Origin of the sequence: Pseudomonas sp. Choline-02u-1 (assembly GCF_002836515.1) — a bacterium.
GTDB lineage: Bacteria > Pseudomonadota > Gammaproteobacteria > Pseudomonadales > Pseudomonadaceae > Aquipseudomonas.
Window position 1 is genome coordinate 126,322 of record NZ_PJBC01000064.1, and the last position, 16,196, is coordinate 142,517.

At 60.4% G+C, this 16,196-nt stretch carries 16 protein-coding genes; 11 read left to right on the forward strand and 5 right to left on the reverse strand.

Annotated elements, in window-relative coordinates; genetic code table 11:
* Positions 1-56 precede the first annotated feature (56 nt).
* Positions 57-2,159 carry a mechanosensitive ion channel family protein gene (locus CXF97_RS21210; RefSeq protein WP_101160749.1) on the reverse strand — a complete coding sequence of 701 codons (2,103 nt, stop codon included), beginning with the start codon at positions 2,157-2,159 and terminating at the stop codon, positions 57-59.
* Positions 2,160-2,362: 203 nt separating this feature from the next.
* On the opposite strand from CXF97_RS21210, the gene CXF97_RS21215 reads away from it, so the two are divergent.
* The 4 genes from CXF97_RS21215 to CXF97_RS21230 are packed head-to-tail and all read left to right on the forward strand — an operon-like array spanning position 2,363 to position 6,340.
* Entirely contained in the window at positions 2,363-3,289 is a 927-nt protein-coding gene (locus CXF97_RS21215) for a DUF72 domain-containing protein (protein ID WP_101160753.1), read from the forward strand.
* Positions 3,286-4,083, forward strand: coding sequence for an endonuclease/exonuclease/phosphatase family protein (locus CXF97_RS21220; RefSeq protein WP_101160754.1), 798 nt, complete (start codon positions 3,286-3,288; stop codon positions 4,081-4,083). The genes CXF97_RS21215 and CXF97_RS21220 overlap by 4 nt, the downstream gene beginning before the upstream one ends.
* Positions 4,080-5,354 carry a cardiolipin synthase ClsB gene (gene clsB, locus CXF97_RS21225; RefSeq protein WP_101160757.1) on the forward strand — a complete coding sequence of 425 codons (1,275 nt, stop codon included), beginning with the start codon at positions 4,080-4,082 and terminating at the stop codon, positions 5,352-5,354. Before CXF97_RS21220 ends, clsB begins: the two co-directional genes overlap by 4 nt.
* Complete coding sequence (locus tag CXF97_RS21230) at positions 5,351-6,340, forward strand: lysylphosphatidylglycerol synthase domain-containing protein (RefSeq protein ID WP_101160759.1); 990 nt, start codon at positions 5,351-5,353, stop codon at positions 6,338-6,340. The genes clsB and CXF97_RS21230 overlap by 4 nt, the downstream gene beginning before the upstream one ends.
* 59 nt (positions 6,341-6,399) lie before the next feature.
* Here the strand turns inward: CXF97_RS21230 and CXF97_RS21235 are convergent, their stop codons facing one another.
* From CXF97_RS21235 to CXF97_RS21245, 3 genes are all read right to left on the reverse strand, one after another.
* Complete coding sequence (locus CXF97_RS21235; protein ID WP_071173737.1) at positions 6,400-7,155, reverse strand: S9 family peptidase; 756 nt, start codon at positions 7,153-7,155, stop codon at positions 6,400-6,402.
* On the reverse strand, positions 7,145-8,254 hold the full coding sequence (locus CXF97_RS21240; protein ID WP_101160761.1) for a DUF3182 family protein: 1,110 nt from the start codon (positions 8,252-8,254) through the stop codon (positions 7,145-7,147). Before CXF97_RS21240 ends, CXF97_RS21235 begins: the two co-directional genes overlap by 11 nt.
* A 213-nt stretch (positions 8,255-8,467) precedes the next feature.
* On the reverse strand, positions 8,468-9,448 hold the full coding sequence (locus tag CXF97_RS21245) for a GlxA family transcriptional regulator (protein ID WP_101160764.1): 981 nt from the start codon (positions 9,446-9,448) through the stop codon (positions 8,468-8,470).
* 101 nt (positions 9,449-9,549) lie between these two features.
* Here CXF97_RS21245 and CXF97_RS21250 point away from each other — a divergent pair, with 101 nt between their 5' ends.
* The 7 genes from CXF97_RS21250 (at position 9,550) to CXF97_RS21280 (ending at position 14,793) form a co-directional block, all read left to right on the forward strand.
* On the forward strand, positions 9,550-10,104 hold the full coding sequence (locus CXF97_RS21250; protein ID WP_101160766.1) for a cysteine hydrolase family protein: 555 nt from the start codon (positions 9,550-9,552) through the stop codon (positions 10,102-10,104).
* A gap of 143 nt (positions 10,105-10,247) precedes the next feature.
* Positions 10,248-10,916, forward strand: coding sequence for a YjfI family protein (locus CXF97_RS21255; RefSeq protein WP_101160769.1), 669 nt, complete (start codon positions 10,248-10,250; stop codon positions 10,914-10,916).
* A 17-nt stretch (positions 10,917-10,933) separates the two neighbouring features.
* Entirely contained in the window at positions 10,934-11,632 is a 699-nt protein-coding gene (locus CXF97_RS21260; RefSeq protein WP_101160773.1) for a PspA/IM30 family protein, read from the forward strand.
* A gap of 196 nt (positions 11,633-11,828) precedes the next feature.
* A complete protein-coding gene (locus CXF97_RS21265; RefSeq protein ID WP_101160775.1) occupies positions 11,829-12,479 on the forward strand; it encodes a DUF2491 family protein in 651 nt (216 codons plus the stop codon).
* 15 nt (positions 12,480-12,494) lie between these two features.
* Positions 12,495-12,920, forward strand: coding sequence for a DUF350 domain-containing protein (locus CXF97_RS21270; protein ID WP_016772952.1), 426 nt, complete (start codon positions 12,495-12,497; stop codon positions 12,918-12,920).
* Positions 12,921-12,938: 18 nt separating this feature from the next.
* Positions 12,939-13,634 carry a DUF1190 domain-containing protein gene (locus tag CXF97_RS21275; RefSeq protein ID WP_101160777.1) on the forward strand — a complete coding sequence of 232 codons (696 nt, stop codon included), beginning with the start codon at positions 12,939-12,941 and terminating at the stop codon, positions 13,632-13,634.
* A 1-nt stretch (position 13,635) separates the two neighbouring features.
* Positions 13,636-14,793 carry a glutathionylspermidine synthase family protein gene (locus tag CXF97_RS21280; RefSeq protein WP_101160780.1) on the forward strand — a complete coding sequence of 386 codons (1,158 nt, stop codon included), beginning with the start codon at positions 13,636-13,638 and terminating at the stop codon, positions 14,791-14,793.
* A 56-nt stretch (positions 14,794-14,849) separates the two neighbouring features.
* Here the strand turns inward: CXF97_RS21280 and CXF97_RS21285 are convergent, their stop codons facing one another.
* Entirely contained in the window at positions 14,850-16,055 is a 1,206-nt protein-coding gene (locus tag CXF97_RS21285; RefSeq protein ID WP_101160783.1) for an acyltransferase, read from the reverse strand.
* Positions 16,056-16,196 lie beyond the last annotated feature (141 nt).

Below are 16,196 nucleotides of genomic sequence, written 5' to 3' on the forward strand. Positions count from 1 at the left end.
GATGTAGGAGCGGGCTTGCCCGCGAAGAGGCCGGGACATCCAACGCACAGATCAGATCAGGGCCGCGACTCCTGAGGCACCTGCGCCGCAACCACCGCCCCCTCCTCCTGCCGCTTCGGCAACAACACCTGTTGTGGATAAGTCTGCGCAAAATGCACATTCGGGGTGTTATCCACAAGCTTCTTCAAGCGCTGATTGAACGCGCGGCTCACCGCATATTGCCCACCGGACACCGTGCGGAACTGCGCCGTCAGCACCACGCCGTTGAGATCCATCTTGTCCACCCCGAACACATCCAGCGGCCCTTGCAGGTTGTACTTGAGAAACGGGTCTTCGCGGATCGAATCGCCGGCCTCGCGGATCAGCTCGATCGCCTTGTCGACGTCGGTGTCGTAAGTGAACTGCACCGAGAAAAACGCGAAAGCAAACTGGCGTGATTGGTTGGTCACTGCCTTGATCTGGCCGAACGGCACCGAGTGCACAAAACCCTTGCCGTCGCGCAGGCGCAAGGTGCGGATAGTCAAACCTTCCACCGTGCCGGCGTGGCCTGAATCGAGTACCACCCAGTCGCCGATCGACAGAGTGTCTTCGATGATGATGAACAACCCGGTGATGACGTCCTGCACCAGTTGCTGCGAGCCGAAACCGATCGCCAGGCCAACGACCCCGGCACCGGCCAACAGCGGCGCGACGTTGATGCCGAGATTGGCCATAGTGGTGATCGCGCAGATCACCACGAGGATGATTTTGATCGCATTGCGCAACAACGGCAGGATGGTTTTCACCCGCGTGCTCGGCTGACGTGCTCCGCGTTTGCTGACCGGCGGTTTCAGCGCTTCCTGAATCGCCGTGTCGAGCACCACCCACAGCAGCCACGTCACCAGGAAGATCAGGCCGATGCTGCTCAATGCATTACTGATCGCCCGGCCGACCGTGCTGCTCTGGGCGAAATCGAGCAGCGAAACGCCCCAGATCCGCCCAAGAATATCGATGAACACAACCGCCATGACGATGCGCAGCAAGGCATGCAACAGGCTGAGAAAGCGTTCCTTGTAAGCACTGCTGCGCTGGATCGCCTCGGCCTTGCGCGACTTGAACAGGTGCTGCAACACCGTACTGAGAAACACCGTGGCGATCAGCAGCACGGTAGTGAACAAGGCGCAACGCAGGGCTTTCTGATTGTCCTCGCCGATGCCGATCAGACTGACCGCCGAGACCAGCACCATCAACACGATCGGCCAGTACCACAGCCCGGAAAATATCCGCAGCGACTCTTGCAGCGACGGTTGTTTCAAACGTTGAGCCAAAGGGCGATTGCGGATCAGATGCGCCACCGGCCGACGCAGGCGAATCACCAGCAAACCGAAAATCACCGAGGCGATCAGCCCGGTGAACACGGCGATACTGCTGGTGATATTGCCGCCCAGTTGCCGGGCAATCTGCGGGCTGGTCAGCGCATCGCTGAGGGCGGCGAGAAAGCCGATCAGGAACAGCGGTCGCGGACAATATTCACGGATGATTCGCGCGGCGGTGCGCTTGTGACCGACGTTGAACATCACCACCACGCACAACAACATCGACGTGGAAAAGATGCCGCTGCTGGTGGCATAGGCCAGGCACAGCGCCAATGCACGGCCCACCGAACCTTGCAGATAATGGCTGACATACAGCGTCAGCGGCAGGCAGATCAACGCCGGCACGGTGTACGGCAGCACGTAGCCGAGCAAATCCTGACTGCGCTGGCGCGTGCGCAACCAACGGCCCTCACGCAGACGCTTGGCCAGCAAGCTGCCAAGCACGGTCAGCAGGGCGAAACTGCCCAGCCAGACGCCCGACAGCGTGAGGAAATCCCCGGCCACGCTCCAGCCCGAACGGTTCGACGGTTGCTTGACCAACCGATCGACTTCATCCGCCGCACGGTCGGCGCGCAGTCGCCAGGCATCGACCAGATGTTCATCGAGATCGAGTTTTTCCTGCACATCGTCAATGCTCGTACTGATCGCCCCGAGCAGACCACCCTGAACCAGCGGCTCCGGTTCAGCGGGTTTTTCCGCAGCATCGGCGGGAGCCGGAACACCCGGCAGCGCGGCGGCTTGCGATGTGTTGACGCCCAAACACAACAGCGCTGCCAGCAGAATGGCGATCCTGAAATTGCGCAAAACTCCGATCTCCCATGGCCGAACCTCGTAAGGAACTGATCGGTATTTGCGCGGCAAGTTCAGCCATCAGGGCCACGCACCTGCACGAGGAATCGGACGCAACCCCCAATCGCGACCGTCCGTAACACCACCGAAACTTTCCCGCCCCCGCCGCAGTCATCACAGAACATCGGCAACACGAGGACTTTCTACGGGAGGATGGGATGGCGACGATTCACATCGGTATTTCAGGCTGGCGCTACGTCCCGTGGCGCGGGGATTTCTACCCGAAGGGGCTGGCGCAGAAACGCGAATTGCAGTTCGCCTCCCGCGCGGTCAACAGCATCGAAATCAATGGATCGTTCTACGCCCTGCAACGACCCGAACGTTACGCCCAGTGGTACGCCGAAACCCCCGATGACTTTGTGTTCAGCGTCAAGGCGCCGCGCTTCATCACCCACGTGCGCCGCTTGCGCGAAATCGAAAAACCGCTGGCGAATTTTTTTGCCTCGGGGGTGCTGGAGCTGAAGGAAAAACTCGGGCCGATCCTTTGGCAGTTTCCACCCAATTTCAAATTCGATGCCGAGCGTTTCGACCAGTTTCTAGCGCAACTGCCACACGACACCGAAGCTGCCGCCGTACTCGCCCGCCAGCACGACGCCCACATGCCCGGCAATGCCAGCGTCAAAGCCTGGCGCAAAAAGCCGCTGCGTCATGCCGTGGAAATCCGTCATGAAAGTTTCATCGACCCGCAGTTCGTGCGCCTGCTCAAGCGCCATAACGTTGCGCTGGTGGTCGCCGACACCGCCGGCAAATGGCCGTACCGCGAAGACCTCACCAGCGACTTTGTCTACTTGCGTTTGCATGGCGCCGAAGAGCTCTACGCCAGCGGCTACTCCGAACAAGCGCTCAAGCGCTGGGCCGAGCGCATCGACGCCTGGCATCACGGTAAACAGCCAGAGGATGCACATCTGATAGCGCCACGCCTCAAACCCCGCGCACGCAAATCCCGCGAAGTGTTCTGCTACTTCGACAACGACATCAAAGTCCGCGCGCCCTACGACGCGCGCAACCTCCTGCAGCGCTTCGACCTCGACAAAGACCTGGCCACAACGCCCGGGCAAGTCGCCGCTCAAGGAGTTCTGTCATGAGCATTCCCGAACCGGTCGGTTTCACCGACGAAGGCTCCGTGGTTGCGCCCTCGGTGCGCACCTTCACCGTACTGACGGTCAACACCCACAAGGGCTTCACCGCGCTGAACCGGCGTTTCATTCTCCCGGAGCTGCGTGAAGCGGTGCGCAGTGTCGCCGCCGACGTGGTGTTTCTGCAGGAAGTCCACGGCACGCACGAGCAGCATCCGAAACGCTACGACAACTGGCCGACGATGCCGCAATACGAATTTCTCGCCGACAGCCTCTGGCCGCAATTCGCCTACGGGCGCAACGCCGTGTACCCGGCGGGCGATCACGGTAATGCGCTGCTGTCGAAATTCCAGATCATCCGCCACGACAACCTCGACGTGTCGATCAGCGGCCATGAAAACCGTGGCCTGTTGCATTGTGTGTTGCGCCTGCCCGGTGACGGCACCGAAGTGCACGCGATCTGCGTGCATCTGGGCCTGCGCGAGAGCCACCGCAACGCCCAACTCGACCTGCTGATGCAACGACTCGGCGAACTGCCCGCCGATGCACCGGTGATCGTCGCCGGCGATTTCAACGACTGGCGCCAGCGCGCCGATGCGCAGCTCAAGCCCTGTGGCCTGCGCGAAGTATTTGCCGAACACCACGGCAAACCGGCGCGCAGCTTTCCGGCGCGGCTGCCAGCGCTGCGGCTCGACCGCATCTATGTACGCAACCTCAAGGCCAGCCGGCCAAAAGTGTTGACCAACCGGCCCTGGTCCCACCTTTCCGACCACGCACCGTTATCGGTGGAGATTGAACTATGAACAGTGCGCCACTGGAAAAATCCGCCGTCGACCCGGTCACGCTGAACCCACCGGTGCGCGAGCCCGGGCACGTTGACGTCGAATATCAATGGCACAGCAACAACCGTGTGCAATTGCTTGAGAACGGCGAGGAGTATTTCCCCCGCGTATTCGAAGCGATGCGCGCAGCCAAGAGCGAGATCCTTCTCGAAACTTTCATTGTTTTCGAAGACAAGGTCGGCGCCGAGTTGCAGCAGATCCTCATCGAAGCCGCCCAGCGCGGCGTGCGCACCACGGTCAGCCTCGACGGCTTCGGCTGTGGCGAGCTGAGCACCGGCTATCTGTCAGCATTGAGCGATGCCGGCGTGCATTTGCAGATCTTCGATCCGGCGCCCAAGCACCTGGGCATCCGCACCAACTGGTTCCGCCGTTTGCACCGCAAGATCGTGGTGGTCGACGGTCTGATCGCGTTCATTGGCGGGATCAATTTTTCCGGTGATCATCTGGCCGACTTCGGCCCTGAAGCCAAGCAGGATTACTCGGTGGAGATCCAGGGCCCGGTGGTCGCCGATATCCATCACTTCGCCCTGCTGCAAAGCGGTCGTCCCGGACGCGCGCGGTTCTGGTGGCAGCGCCGGCGCCAGCGACAGGAAGAAATGGCATTCACCGATCACGACGGCCAGGTGCGCCTGGTGTTCCGCGACAACGATCAACACAACACCGATATCGAAGACGTGTATTTGCAGGTGCTGCGCAACGCCAAGCGCCGGGTAATTATCGCGAACGCCTACTTCTTTCCCGGCTACCGCCTGCTGCGCGAGATCCGTAATGCCGCGCGCCGTGGCGTCGAGGTGCGGCTTATCCTGCAGGGCCAGCCGGACATGCTCGTCGCGAAACTGGCAGCGCGCATGACTTACGATTATCTATTGCGTGCCGGCGTGCAGATTCACGAATACTGCCAGCGCCCGCTGCACGGCAAAGTCGCGCTGGTCGACGATGACTGGAGCACCGTGGGCTCAAGCAATCTGGACCCGCTGAGCCTGTCGCTGAATCTTGAAGCCAACGTACTGATCCGCGATCGCGCCTTCAATCAGCACCTGTACGAACGCCTCGAAGACCTCAGCCAGAACCACTGCAAAGCCATGGACGCCAAACTGTTGCCGCGCGGGCGCATTTGGCACATGACCGTGGGTTTTCTGGTGTTCCACTTCCTGCGGCACTTCCCGGCGATGGCCGGTTGGCTGCCGGCGCATAAACCGCGTCTGAAGCCTTTCCGAGGTGCGCGTCCATGAGTCATTCCGAAGCACACTCGAGCAGCCCTTCGGCGCAAGCGGCGCCGTCAAAATGGAGCCGCTGGAAACGTCCGCTGACCATCCTGTTCTTTCTCGCGCTGATCGTCCTGTTGACGATGTTCGCTACGCGCATCGAATGGGCCGAGGTGCTGGAGACCCTCGCCGATTTCAAGGTGCGCACACTGATCATCGCTGCCAGCCTGACCGTGTTGAGCTTTCTGGTGTACGCCAGTTTCGACCTGATCGGCCGTACCTACATTCGTCAGGATCTGACCTGGAAGCAGATCCTGCCGGTGGGCATCATCAGTTATGCCTTCAACCTCAACCTCAGCGCGTGGGTCGGCGGCATCGCCATGCGGTATCGGCTGTATTCGCGGCTGGGTGTGAGCAAGGGCAATATTGCCAAGATCCTCGGTCTGAGCCTGGCGACCAACTGGTTTGGCTACATGACCATCGCCGGCGTGGTGTTCAGCAGTGGGCTGGTGCGCATGCCGCCGGGCTGGAAACTCAGCAGTGATGCGCTGCAATTGGTGGGCGTTCTGTTGCTGTTGGTCAGTGCCGGCTATCTGGCGGCGTGTCAGTTTTCCAAGCGCCGCGAGTGGTCGATTCGCGGCGTGGAAATCAACCTGCCGTCGCTGCGCATGGCGGTGCTGCAATTGCTGCTTGGTGCATTGAATTGGTCACTGATGGCGGCAGTCATTTTCACTCTGCTGCCGAGCAAACTGGATTACCCGCTGGTGCTTGGCGTGCTGCTGATCAGCGCGATTGCCGGGGTCATCACGCATATTCCGGCGGGGCTGGGTGTGCTGGAGGCGGTGTTTGTGGCGCTGCTGCAGCACGAGGCATCGCGCGGCAGTCTCGTCGCGGGTTTGCTGGCGTACCGGGCGATTTACTTTCTGTTGCCGTTGTTGATTACGGTGGTGATGTATCTGGTGGTGGAGGCCAAGGCCAAGGCGCTGCGGATCGAGAAGAAACCCACGCATTAGAATCAAGATCAAAAGATCGTCCGAAGGCTCGGGCCGCGATCGGACGATCTTTTGATTTTTCAGGATTGGATAATGCTCAACCGCTCGCCCACCACCATCTCGGTAATCCAGTCCACCAGAATCGAGGTGTAGGCCTGCTGCGACACCGGGTCACTCAACGCGTGATCCGCGCCATCGATGATCCGGTGGGTCAACGAGTGGGTCTGCTGACACGCGGCGCGGTAACTCATGATCGTCGCGTGGGGCACGAAATCGTCGGTTTCCGATTCCACCAACAGCACGTCGCCAGTGAATTGCGAGCACGCATGCAGGGCGCGATTGCTGTCGGCGCGCACCAGCGTGCCGCGATAATCGCGCAGGTCGGCCTTGTCCAGATCGCGTTTGGGCGTGTGCCATTGCTCGTCGCGGTACAGCGCCGGTACGCGCAGCGCCAGCCAGCGCACCGGGCGCAGTGACGTCAGGATCGAGGCCAGATAGCCGCCATAACTGGTGCCGACCACGGCGATCGCCGAAGTGTCGAGGGCCGGGTGCGCCAGCAAGCGATCGTAGGCCGCCAGCAAATCACGCAGATTGTCTTCACGGGTCACCCGGGTCAGCGGGATTCCGGTGCCGCCGGTGTGCCCGCGCAGGTCGAAGGTCAGGCACACGCAACCCAGGCCGGCGATGCCTTTGGCCCGTTCCAGATCGCGCTCCTGACTGCCGCCCCAACCGTGAACAAACAACACCCCCGGGACTTTCGATTTGGGACTGAGAAAGGTCCCGCTCATCTGTTCGTCATCAATGTCGATTTGAATGCTTTCGCTTCTAGCCGTCATAGGATTGGACCGTCACATATTTGAGAAGAAACGCGCTGTTTTCCGCCGGGCCGCGATAGACCTCGATGGCATCCGCCGGCAGCGCCTGATCGGTATAGGTTTCCACCGACGACACGCGGATGGCGCGCATCTGTGGGTCGTTGACGAAGCTCTGCAACGCCGCGACCTCGGCACTGCTGGCGCCGCCCATTCGCCAGGATTGTTCGAGCACGCCGCTGCGCGGCTGGCCGCTGGCGTCGAGGCCTTGCGCGATATCGTAATTGCGCCGCGAGGCGAAGAAGCGCGGGTAGGCTTCGTTGGCAGCGCTGTCGAACACCTGCGCCTGTTCAATGGCCAGGCGCACATCATCGGGCAGCTCCAGCGCCAGCAATTGGTCATAGCCGCCCTGCACCACCAGCAGATTCGAACCGCCGTAGACCTCTTCGCCCTCGCCGTCCTCGGTCAAGTACTGCTCGCCGCAATAACTCAACACTTTGCCGCCGATGAACGACTGACCGACGCTGTGGGTAATGACGTTGCTCAAGTCCTGCTCCAGCACCACGCCGTCACTGAACAGACTTTGCGCCTCGGGGCGCGCGAGGATTGCATCGAACGCGTCGAGGCTTTTGATCACTTCCTGTCCGCGCCCGGCGCAGGCGTGGACCGGCTTCAAGCGAATCGGCCCGGCATACAGCAGATGTTCGGCAGCGGGCCGTGCATCTTCCAGGGCGAATACGCTGAGACCGTCGAGCACGACGTTGCGCACCCGCTCCGAAAACAGCGGCGACCAACCCTGCGGCGCGTGCGCCAGATGGCTGCGCAAACCGTGGCTGATGGCTTTGGTGCAGATGAAATCGTAGTCGACGTAACCGCCCCACAAATCATCAGGGCCTTTGATGCCCAGCGCTTGAGCATGGGCGGCACCGACGATGGTCTGCGTCGGCAGCAGATACAGCTCGCGGCCCGAATGTTTGGCCGGGTCGTAACTGCCGCCGAATTTGCAATTGAGGATCTGCGCCAGCCAGCGCGCCAGGGCCTTGTTGGTCTCGACTTCATGTTGTGGCGCCTCGGCACGTACCGAATGGGCCACGACGATTTTTTTGCTGGGTGTCGGGGTCATGCGTTCCCCTTGTATCAGTCGATGGGTTCACTCAGGGAAATTGCAGAGATCAGGCCAATCAACGCTCACCACGAACCGCCCGGTGATCGGGCGTTTGCCACGAGTGTGCTGGCATCGCGCCTGTTTCAAACTGCACGACGGCGCGGAAAATTCCGGCAAATTGCATGATCTCTCATCCTCGCCGCGATGATTGTGGGAGTTCATTGATTCAGCTTAACGCGTCAGACCAAACCGCCCCCGATAATCACTCGGCCCCAACCCGGTAATCTTCTTGAAAATCGCGCGAAACGCCCCCGGATCCTGATAGCCAACCGTCCAGGCGATGTGATCGATCGTGCCGTTGGTGAATTCGAGCATTTCCCGCGCCTTGCCGACCCGCAGATGCTGGCAATACTCGGTCGGCTTCAACCCTGTCGCCGCGCGGAATCGGCGCAGGAAAGTGCGTTCTTCCAGACTCGCGCGCTCGGCCATTGCCGCCAGCGAAACCTCCGTCGCCCCGGTGCTTTGCAGCCAGTGCTGGACCTTGAGAATCGCCGCGTCACCGTGACTGAGGATCGGCGCGAAATTGCTCCCGCATTCGCTGGCGCTGTCACTGTGTTCCATCACCAGAAACCGCGCAGTTGCGGTGGCGATGCTCGGGCCGAGCAAGCGATCGACCAGACGCAATCCCAGCTCCGACCAGGCCATCAGCCCCGCCGTGGTGATCAGATCGCCGTCATCGACTATCGGCGTATCGGCCTTCAGTTTGATCTTCGGGTAACGCTCGGCAAACGCCTCGGCCGAGGTCCAGTGGGTGGTGGCGCTGCGACCATCGAGCAAGCCGCTTTCGGCAAGCATCAACGAGCCCACACAGACGCCACCGAGGGTCGCGCCGCGCGCATGCTGGTCGCGTAGCCATTGCGTCAGGCCCGGAGTCATCTGCGCTGCATCGAACCCGCCCAGAGACGGCGGAATCAGCACGGCGAGCAAAGCGTCTTCGTCACTCGGATGACTGTCATAAACCCGCGCTGGCAACCGCTCGCCTTCGACCTGCCAGTGACTGACCCGCAGCACAGGCAACTGCACAGCCTGATACTCGGCGGCGATGCGGTTGGCCACCGCAAACAGGTCGGTCAGGCCGTGCACCGCAGCCAGTTGCGCGCCGGGGTAAATCAGCACGCCCAATTCAGCAGTCGCGGCTTTTTGTGCAGCCATTGTCAGTTTTCCCCCGTCTATTGTCGGTGCGGCCAATCCTCCAATCCTCGGCCAGCGCCAATACTGAGGTCACACCCAATCACTGCCTCAAGGACAATCCCATGGCCAAGCAAGCGCTCATCGTAGTCGATATCCAGAACGACTACTTCCCCCAAGGCAAGTGGCCGCTGGTCGGCGCCGACGCCGCAGCCGACAACGCCGTGCGGCTGATCGCAGCCTTTCGCGCAGCGGGCGATTCGGTGGTGCACATTCGCCACGAATTCACCGCCGAAGATGCGCCGTTTTTTACCCCCGGCTCCGAAGGCGCCAAACTGCACCCCAAAGTGCTCAACCACGCTGACGAGCCGGTGGTGCTCAAGCACTTCGTCAACTCGTTTCGCGAGACCGAACTGAAATCGGTGCTAGACGATCAAGGCATCACCGAACTGGTGGTGGTCGGCAGCATGAGCCATATGTGCATCGATGGCATCACCCGCGCGGCGGCGGACATGGGCTACGGCGTCACAGTAATCCACGATGCCTGCGCCAGCCGTGACCTTGAGTTCAATGGCCTGACGGTGCCCGCCGCCCATGTGCATGCGGCATTCATGTCAGCGCTGGGTTTTGCCTATGCCAGCGTGGTATCAACCGAGCAGTTCCTGCACAGCAACGCCTAGCAACAACTGCTCAACCCACAGGCCCGCCGCGTTGCGGGCCTTTTTGCGTCTGTCATGAAAATCTCACGCGTGAGTCGTTGATGGCACTTTGCATTAGTTGTAGTGTGGCCCACGCGTGAGACGCTCATAACCGGATTCCAGCCATGACAAGCCGCACTCGGACGACTGCCGCCGCTAGCCCCAAGGGCGAGCGTGGCAAAGCGTCGGCGAAAAAACCGTCAAGCTTCTACATGAAGCAAATGCGCGCAGGCCTGGCCGCCGCCGGTTATGTGAAACACGAAACTTGGGTGCTTCCGGAAAACCGAAGCGTGCTCAAGCAAATGGAGCAACAGCTACGCCAACCGATTCTGGCTGGCTCTTTCATGTCGGAGAAATACATGAGCGCAGGCAACAACTGGACCATCGACAGCCTCTTCAATGCCCTCAAGGCGCTGGACGAGGTGGCTTCCCAAGAGATTTCGCTGTCCCTGATCCAGAGCTCCGAGCCGAGCATCAAGCTGCAAATGAACGAATTCGGCGGCCTGCCGATTCACATCGCCCTGGCCGGCCAGCAGGTCATCGTCGATACCGTACTGGTCGACATCGACTCGATCAGCAATGTCCAGGCGTTCAACGATGCCGTGCTGCGCAGCCGCGAGATGTTCCCGCTGTCGTCGATCGGTATCGAGTCGATGCCCAACGGGCAGACCGTCTACAACATGTTCGGCGCCCTCAGCGCCGACTCGAGCCTGACCAACGTCATCACCGAGGTGAAAACCCTGGTCGACAACGTGCAGCGCGCCAGCGAAGCCTTCGAACACTTCTTCAAGTAATCAACAGGGAAAATCCAATGACTCAGTCCATCTGGAGCAAGTTGTTCACCGCACTGCGCGGCGGTGCCAATGAAGTCGGCGAAGCCATCGCCGACCAGCAGGCCCTGCGCATCCTCGATCAGGAAATCCGCGACGCCGACAGCGCGCTGTCGAACGCGCGCCGCGAGCTGGTGACGATCATGGCCAAGCACAAACTGGCCGCCGACCGCGTCAGCGAGTACGACGCCAAGATCAAGGATCTCGAAGCCAAAGCCGTTGCCGCACTGAACGCCGGTCGTGAAGACCTGGCGCTGGAAGTGGCCGAAGCGATTTCGACCCTGACCAACGACCTCGCTGCCGAGAAGAAACTCAGCGATGAGTTCGGCGCCTACGCCGACAACATGCGCAAAGACATCAGCAAAGCCGAATCGCGAATCAAGAGCTTGCGCCAGCAGGTGGACATGGCCAAGGCCCGCGACAGCGTGCAGAAAGCCCAGGTCAGCGCCTCGATTGCCAGCGGCGGCGCCAACGGCAAACTCGAAACCGCCGTGGGCACCCTCAACCGTCTGCAAGCCAAGCAGCAGCAACGCGCTGCCGAACTGAACGCCGCAGACGAACTGGCAGACGCCTCCACCGGCAACGACCTGGAACGCAAACTGCGCGACGCTGGCATCACGCCGAACGAAGGCAGCGCCAATGCGATCCTTGAGCGGTTGAAGCAGAAGTCCGCGCAGTAACACTGCAATCATAATTGTGGGAGCGGGCTTGCTCGCGAAGGCGTACTGTCAGTCAAATTTCTACTGCCTGTCACCCCGCCTTCGCGAGCAAGCCCGCTCCCACATGGTTTGCGGCGTGTCGTTCACCGCTTCGCCCGTTACACTACCGCCACTTTTTCACCCCCGAACACCTCCACCCGCTTCAAGGAACGTACCCATGGGATGGTTTAAAGACTTGCTCGGCACCCGCAATTGGCAGGCCCCTGCGCCAACGAGCACCGGCGCAAGCGGCCCGCTGGGCATGGCTCAAGGCAAAGGCGTGCGCTTCGACACGACGCTGGCGTTGCTGCTGGAAGGCTCGACTTCGGTACGGGTGCCGTTCGATCAAGCGGTGTGGAGCGCCGGTTGGGTCGATCTTGGCCAGTCCAACAAACTGCACCGCTATTACATGAACGACGAGGATTTCTGGGTGCAGATCCACGTCACCGGTGAAGACCAGATCGAGTCGGTCACCCTGTTCAATTACCTCAGTTACGTGACGGTCAACAGCGACGCCGAACTGCAGCGTCTGGCCGGCCCGAACAGCCTGATCGGTCTGCCCACCTACAACCACGACGGTGTTGAGTACACCCGCGAATGGGGCACCGAGTTGCAGCAGACCGAACTGGTGCCGATGACCGAACACGTGGTCAACCCGGACGAGTCCTACACCATCAAGCACCACGCCATGCTGTATGCCCGCGACACCGGCCTGACCGATCGCCGCGAACTGCTGCTGTTCTGCGTCGAACAGGATGAAGAAGGCACCGTCAGCCTGAGCACTTCGCTGGGCATTTCGCTGTACACCACTGATTTGAGCGCCATCTAAAAAAGGAAGTTTTTCATGCTGGAAGTCTTGGCCGTTTCCCTGAACAAAACCGCGCTGGTCGGTTTTGTCGTCTACCTGATCGGCGCCGTGTTGCTGTTCATGCTGTTTCAATTCGTCTACACGCGGATCACCGCGCACAAGGAATTCGAGCTGATCCGTGCCGGCAACACTGCCGCCGCCATCGCCCTGTCCGGGGCAATCATCGGTTTCGCCATTCCGGCGAGCAACGTGATCGCCTACTCGGTCAACGTGCTCGACTTTGTACTCTGGGCGGTCATCGCAGCAGTCGTTCAGCTGTTGGCATTTGTTGCGACCGGGCTGGTGCTCAAGGGTACGTCCCAGCGCATCGCCAACGGCGAAGTGGCTGCCGGCATTTATGTGGCCGCCGTGGCGATCAGCGTCGGCATGCTCAATGCCGCGTGCATGACCCCGTCCCACTGACCGGCAGGAAGCCTCCCGATGAAACGCAGCAAATACGTGCAGTTGTCCCTCGCCGCGTCAGTGGCAATGGCGATTTCCGGGGAAGCGGCAGCGGTGGATCAGGCACGCCATTTCCAGAGCGTCGAGCAGTGCGTCGACGCCGAAGTGGCCGCCGATCTCTGCTCCAGCGCCTACGTCGCCGCTCTGAATGAACACCGACGCATCGCCCCGGCCTACAACGACAAGGCCAAGTGCGACGCAGACTTTGCCTCCGGCTGGTGTCAGAAAAATTCCGACGGCCGCTTCGTGCCCAAGCTCGGCGGCTTTAAAGTGCCGCGCGATGCTCAGACGCCGCAAGATCTGGACGCCATCGCCGATGCGCAGATGCCAGCGGGCGACACCACGAGCAGCGCAAGCACCGGCAGCTCACACTACTCCGGCGGCTCGGGTGGCGGCGGTAATGGCTGGCTGACCGGCTGGCTGATCGGCAACGCAATGAGCAACAATGCCAATCGCACCGTTTACCGCGATCGCGAAACGCGCCAGCCGTACAACACCTCTACGCAGTACCGCAGAGCTGAGACCACCACGCGCAGCCAGACGGATTATGAAAGCAGCAAGAGCAAACCGGTGAACGTTGCGTCGTCGACTTCGCGCGGCGGCTTCGGCAGCCAGTCCAGCGCCCGCAGCGGTTGGGGTGGCTGGGGCAGCAGTTCCGGACGCTCGAGCAGCTGACATGAAAAAGATCCACTGCGCCGAGCGCCCCGACTGGAAACACACCGCCGAAAGCCTCGGCTTCATGTTCCACACCATCGATGACGAACCGTACTGGGACGAAAGCGCATACTACCAGTTCAGCCTCGCGCAAATCGAAAACGATCTGGAAGACCCGACTACCGAACTGCATGAAATGTGCATGGATCTGGTTGATCGCGTGGTCAGCAGCGAGGAGTTGCTCGACCGCCTGAGCATTGCGCCGGCGTACTACGACATGATCCGCACCTCCTGGCGCGAAGGTCATCCGCATCTGTACGGTCGCATGGACTTTTCCTATAGCGGTAACGGCCCGGCGAAACTGCTGGAGCTCAACTACGACACGCCGACCAGCCTCTATGAAGCGGCGGCGTTTCAGTGGGGCTGGCTGGAACAGTGCATCGAGCGCGGCACGCTGCCGCGGCATGCTGATCAGTTCAATAGCATCGACACCAAGCTGCACCAGGCCTTCGCCGAGCTGCAGCTCAAGCGGCCGTTCTACTTTGCGTCGATGAAGGGCTCGGTCGAGGACAAAGGCACCACCGACTACCTGCGGCTGATCGCGGAAAAGGTCGGCATCGAATCACGCCACATCGATATCGAAGACATCGGCCTGACGGCTGAAGGTCGTTTCGTCGACCTGCAGGATCGCTGGATTCCACACCTGTTCAAGCTGCACGCTTGGGAATTCATTTTCCACGAACCGTTCGGCGCAGCGATTGCCGAATGCGATACGCAGTTCTTCGAGCCGGCGTGGAAGGCAATCCTGTCCAACAAAGGCGTGTTGCCCTTGTTATGGGAAATGCACAAGGGCCATCCGAATCTGCTGGCAGCGCACCTCGATCCAAATCCGCAACGTGCCGTGCCGAAAGGCTGGGTACGCAAGCCGTATTTTTCCCGCGAAGGTGCGAACATCGAACTGCAAACGGCCCAGGGCCTGATCGTCAAAGAGGACGGGCCCTACACCGATGCGCCATTTATCCTGCAAGAGTTTGCGCCGTTACCGAAGTTTGGCGACAGCTACACGCTGATCGGCTCGTGGGTAATCGGCGATGAGGCGGCGGGTATTGGGGTGCGGGAAGACAATAGCCTGATCACCAGGGATTCGAGCCGGTTTCTGCCACACCTGATCCTCGACTAGATCACTCCCAGACATGAAAAAGCCGTAGCGTTTGCGCTACGGCTTTTTCATTCTGGTCAGGACGGTTCGGTTGTACGCGGCCCGCTCGTTACCGCAACCTCTTCTCTGGCGGGTTCGACCGTTGCCACTCCTGCCAGTCTGCGACGAGCGATTTCAGCACCACGACGACGCAGTGGCGTTTCGACGAAGCGGTAGTTCAGTTCGCTGCATACCACCATGATCAACAAGGCGGTGAGCACAAGCTCAACCGTATGCCCGGCACCCAGCGCCATGCCACTGCTGGCGGCCAATCGCGTCCATATCTCGGTACTCAGGTGATAGGCAAATATGTGCACCACGTACAAGGCGTAGGAACGTGAACCCAGCCACTCGAACAGCCCGCTGAAGATGGATGGGCAATAGATGTAGCCTTTCTGATAGCTGGCCAGCCAGACAATGATCAAAGCCGTTATCGCGATCAGACCGACAGCAATCGGCACCGCGATCATCTGCCCGGCAATCGCGCCCAACAGATACAGCAGAAACAGCGTAGTCGTCAGACGCTTGAACACACTGGTACCGAGCGCAACTGGCTCGATGTCCCGGTAGAGCGGCGTGCGGGAGAACAGGCAGAGCACAATACCCCACATCATCGCATCGAGTCTGAAAGAAAACAGCATCGGTGCCGGGGGTGCGGCAAAGCCATTGCGATCAAAGCCGAACTGCAGGGCGATCAAGGCAAGCAGGACAATCACCCGCCAGCGCGCCGATGTCACAAGCAGCAGAAAAAGCGGGAAGATGAGGTAAAACTGCTCCTCAAGCGCCAGACTCCAGTACACCGAGTTAGGACCGAGCAACAAACCGTACTGATTGGCCAGGTTGCCCGTGAACGTAGCCACGGCAGTAAAACTGCGCAGGTTATAAAACCATGACTGGAACGCATTCGACTCGTTGAAAAGAATCGAAAACGCTAACGGTATCAGCACCCATAACCACGCGGTGGGCAGCAAACGGTAAGCCCGCCGGATCCAGAATGACGTGGCGGCCAATCCGAACCTGTGCTGCTCACGGTGGCTATCGAAATAGTCGAGATACGCCTTGCTGACAACGTAACCGGAAATACAAAAGAACAGATCTACCCCGGTCCATGGGGAATACACGTTGTACAAGTTCATCAGGTACGAATCGTGGAATGGCAACAGTTGTGGAAGATGGGTCAGGACCGTCATGAGAATGGCCGCCCCGCGCAAATACTCGATTTCCTTGTTCTTGCGACTGGTCATGAGACTCTCTTGTTTTTATGTGCAAACAGGCGTTCGAGCGCCTGCAAGCGACGCCGAATGAGCTGACTTGTTATTCGTCGAAGGGATCATGGAGCGGCCCGCGACGACCTTCAAGGCTCCGTACAAAAACTTTTCCGGATA

Excerpts from the sequence above, each read along its gene's own strand:
- CXF97_RS21215 (WP_101160753.1), top strand. The coding sequence starts at position 2,363 with ATGGCGACGATTCACATCGGTATTTCAGGCTGGCGCTACGTCCCGTGG.
- CXF97_RS21220 (WP_101160754.1), top strand. The coding sequence starts at position 3,286 with ATGAGCATTCCCGAACCGGTCGGTTTCACCGACGAAGGCTCCGTGGTT.
- clsB (WP_101160757.1), top strand. The coding sequence starts at position 4,080 with ATGAACAGTGCGCCACTGGAAAAATCCGCCGTCGACCCGGTCACGCTG.
- CXF97_RS21230 (WP_101160759.1), top strand. The coding sequence starts at position 5,351 with ATGAGTCATTCCGAAGCACACTCGAGCAGCCCTTCGGCGCAAGCGGCG.
- CXF97_RS21235 (WP_071173737.1), bottom strand. The coding sequence starts at position 7,155 with ATGACGGCTAGAAGCGAAAGCATTCAAATCGACATTGATGACGAACAG.
- CXF97_RS21240 (WP_101160761.1), bottom strand. The coding sequence starts at position 8,254 with ATGACCCCGACACCCAGCAAAAAAATCGTCGTGGCCCATTCGGTACGT.
- CXF97_RS21245 (WP_101160764.1), bottom strand. The coding sequence starts at position 9,448 with ATGGCTGCACAAAAAGCCGCGACTGCTGAATTGGGCGTGCTGATTTAC.
- CXF97_RS21250 (WP_101160766.1), top strand. The coding sequence starts at position 9,550 with ATGGCCAAGCAAGCGCTCATCGTAGTCGATATCCAGAACGACTACTTC.
- CXF97_RS21255 (WP_101160769.1), top strand. The coding sequence starts at position 10,248 with ATGACAAGCCGCACTCGGACGACTGCCGCCGCTAGCCCCAAGGGCGAG.
- CXF97_RS21260 (WP_101160773.1), top strand. The coding sequence starts at position 10,934 with ATGACTCAGTCCATCTGGAGCAAGTTGTTCACCGCACTGCGCGGCGGT.
- CXF97_RS21265 (WP_101160775.1), top strand. The coding sequence starts at position 11,829 with ATGGGATGGTTTAAAGACTTGCTCGGCACCCGCAATTGGCAGGCCCCT.
- CXF97_RS21270 (WP_016772952.1), top strand. The coding sequence starts at position 12,495 with ATGCTGGAAGTCTTGGCCGTTTCCCTGAACAAAACCGCGCTGGTCGGT.
- CXF97_RS21275 (WP_101160777.1), top strand. The coding sequence starts at position 12,939 with ATGAAACGCAGCAAATACGTGCAGTTGTCCCTCGCCGCGTCAGTGGCA.
- CXF97_RS21280 (WP_101160780.1), top strand. The coding sequence starts at position 13,636 with ATGAAAAAGATCCACTGCGCCGAGCGCCCCGACTGGAAACACACCGCC.
- CXF97_RS21285 (WP_101160783.1), bottom strand. The coding sequence starts at position 16,055 with ATGACCAGTCGCAAGAACAAGGAAATCGAGTATTTGCGCGGGGCGGCC.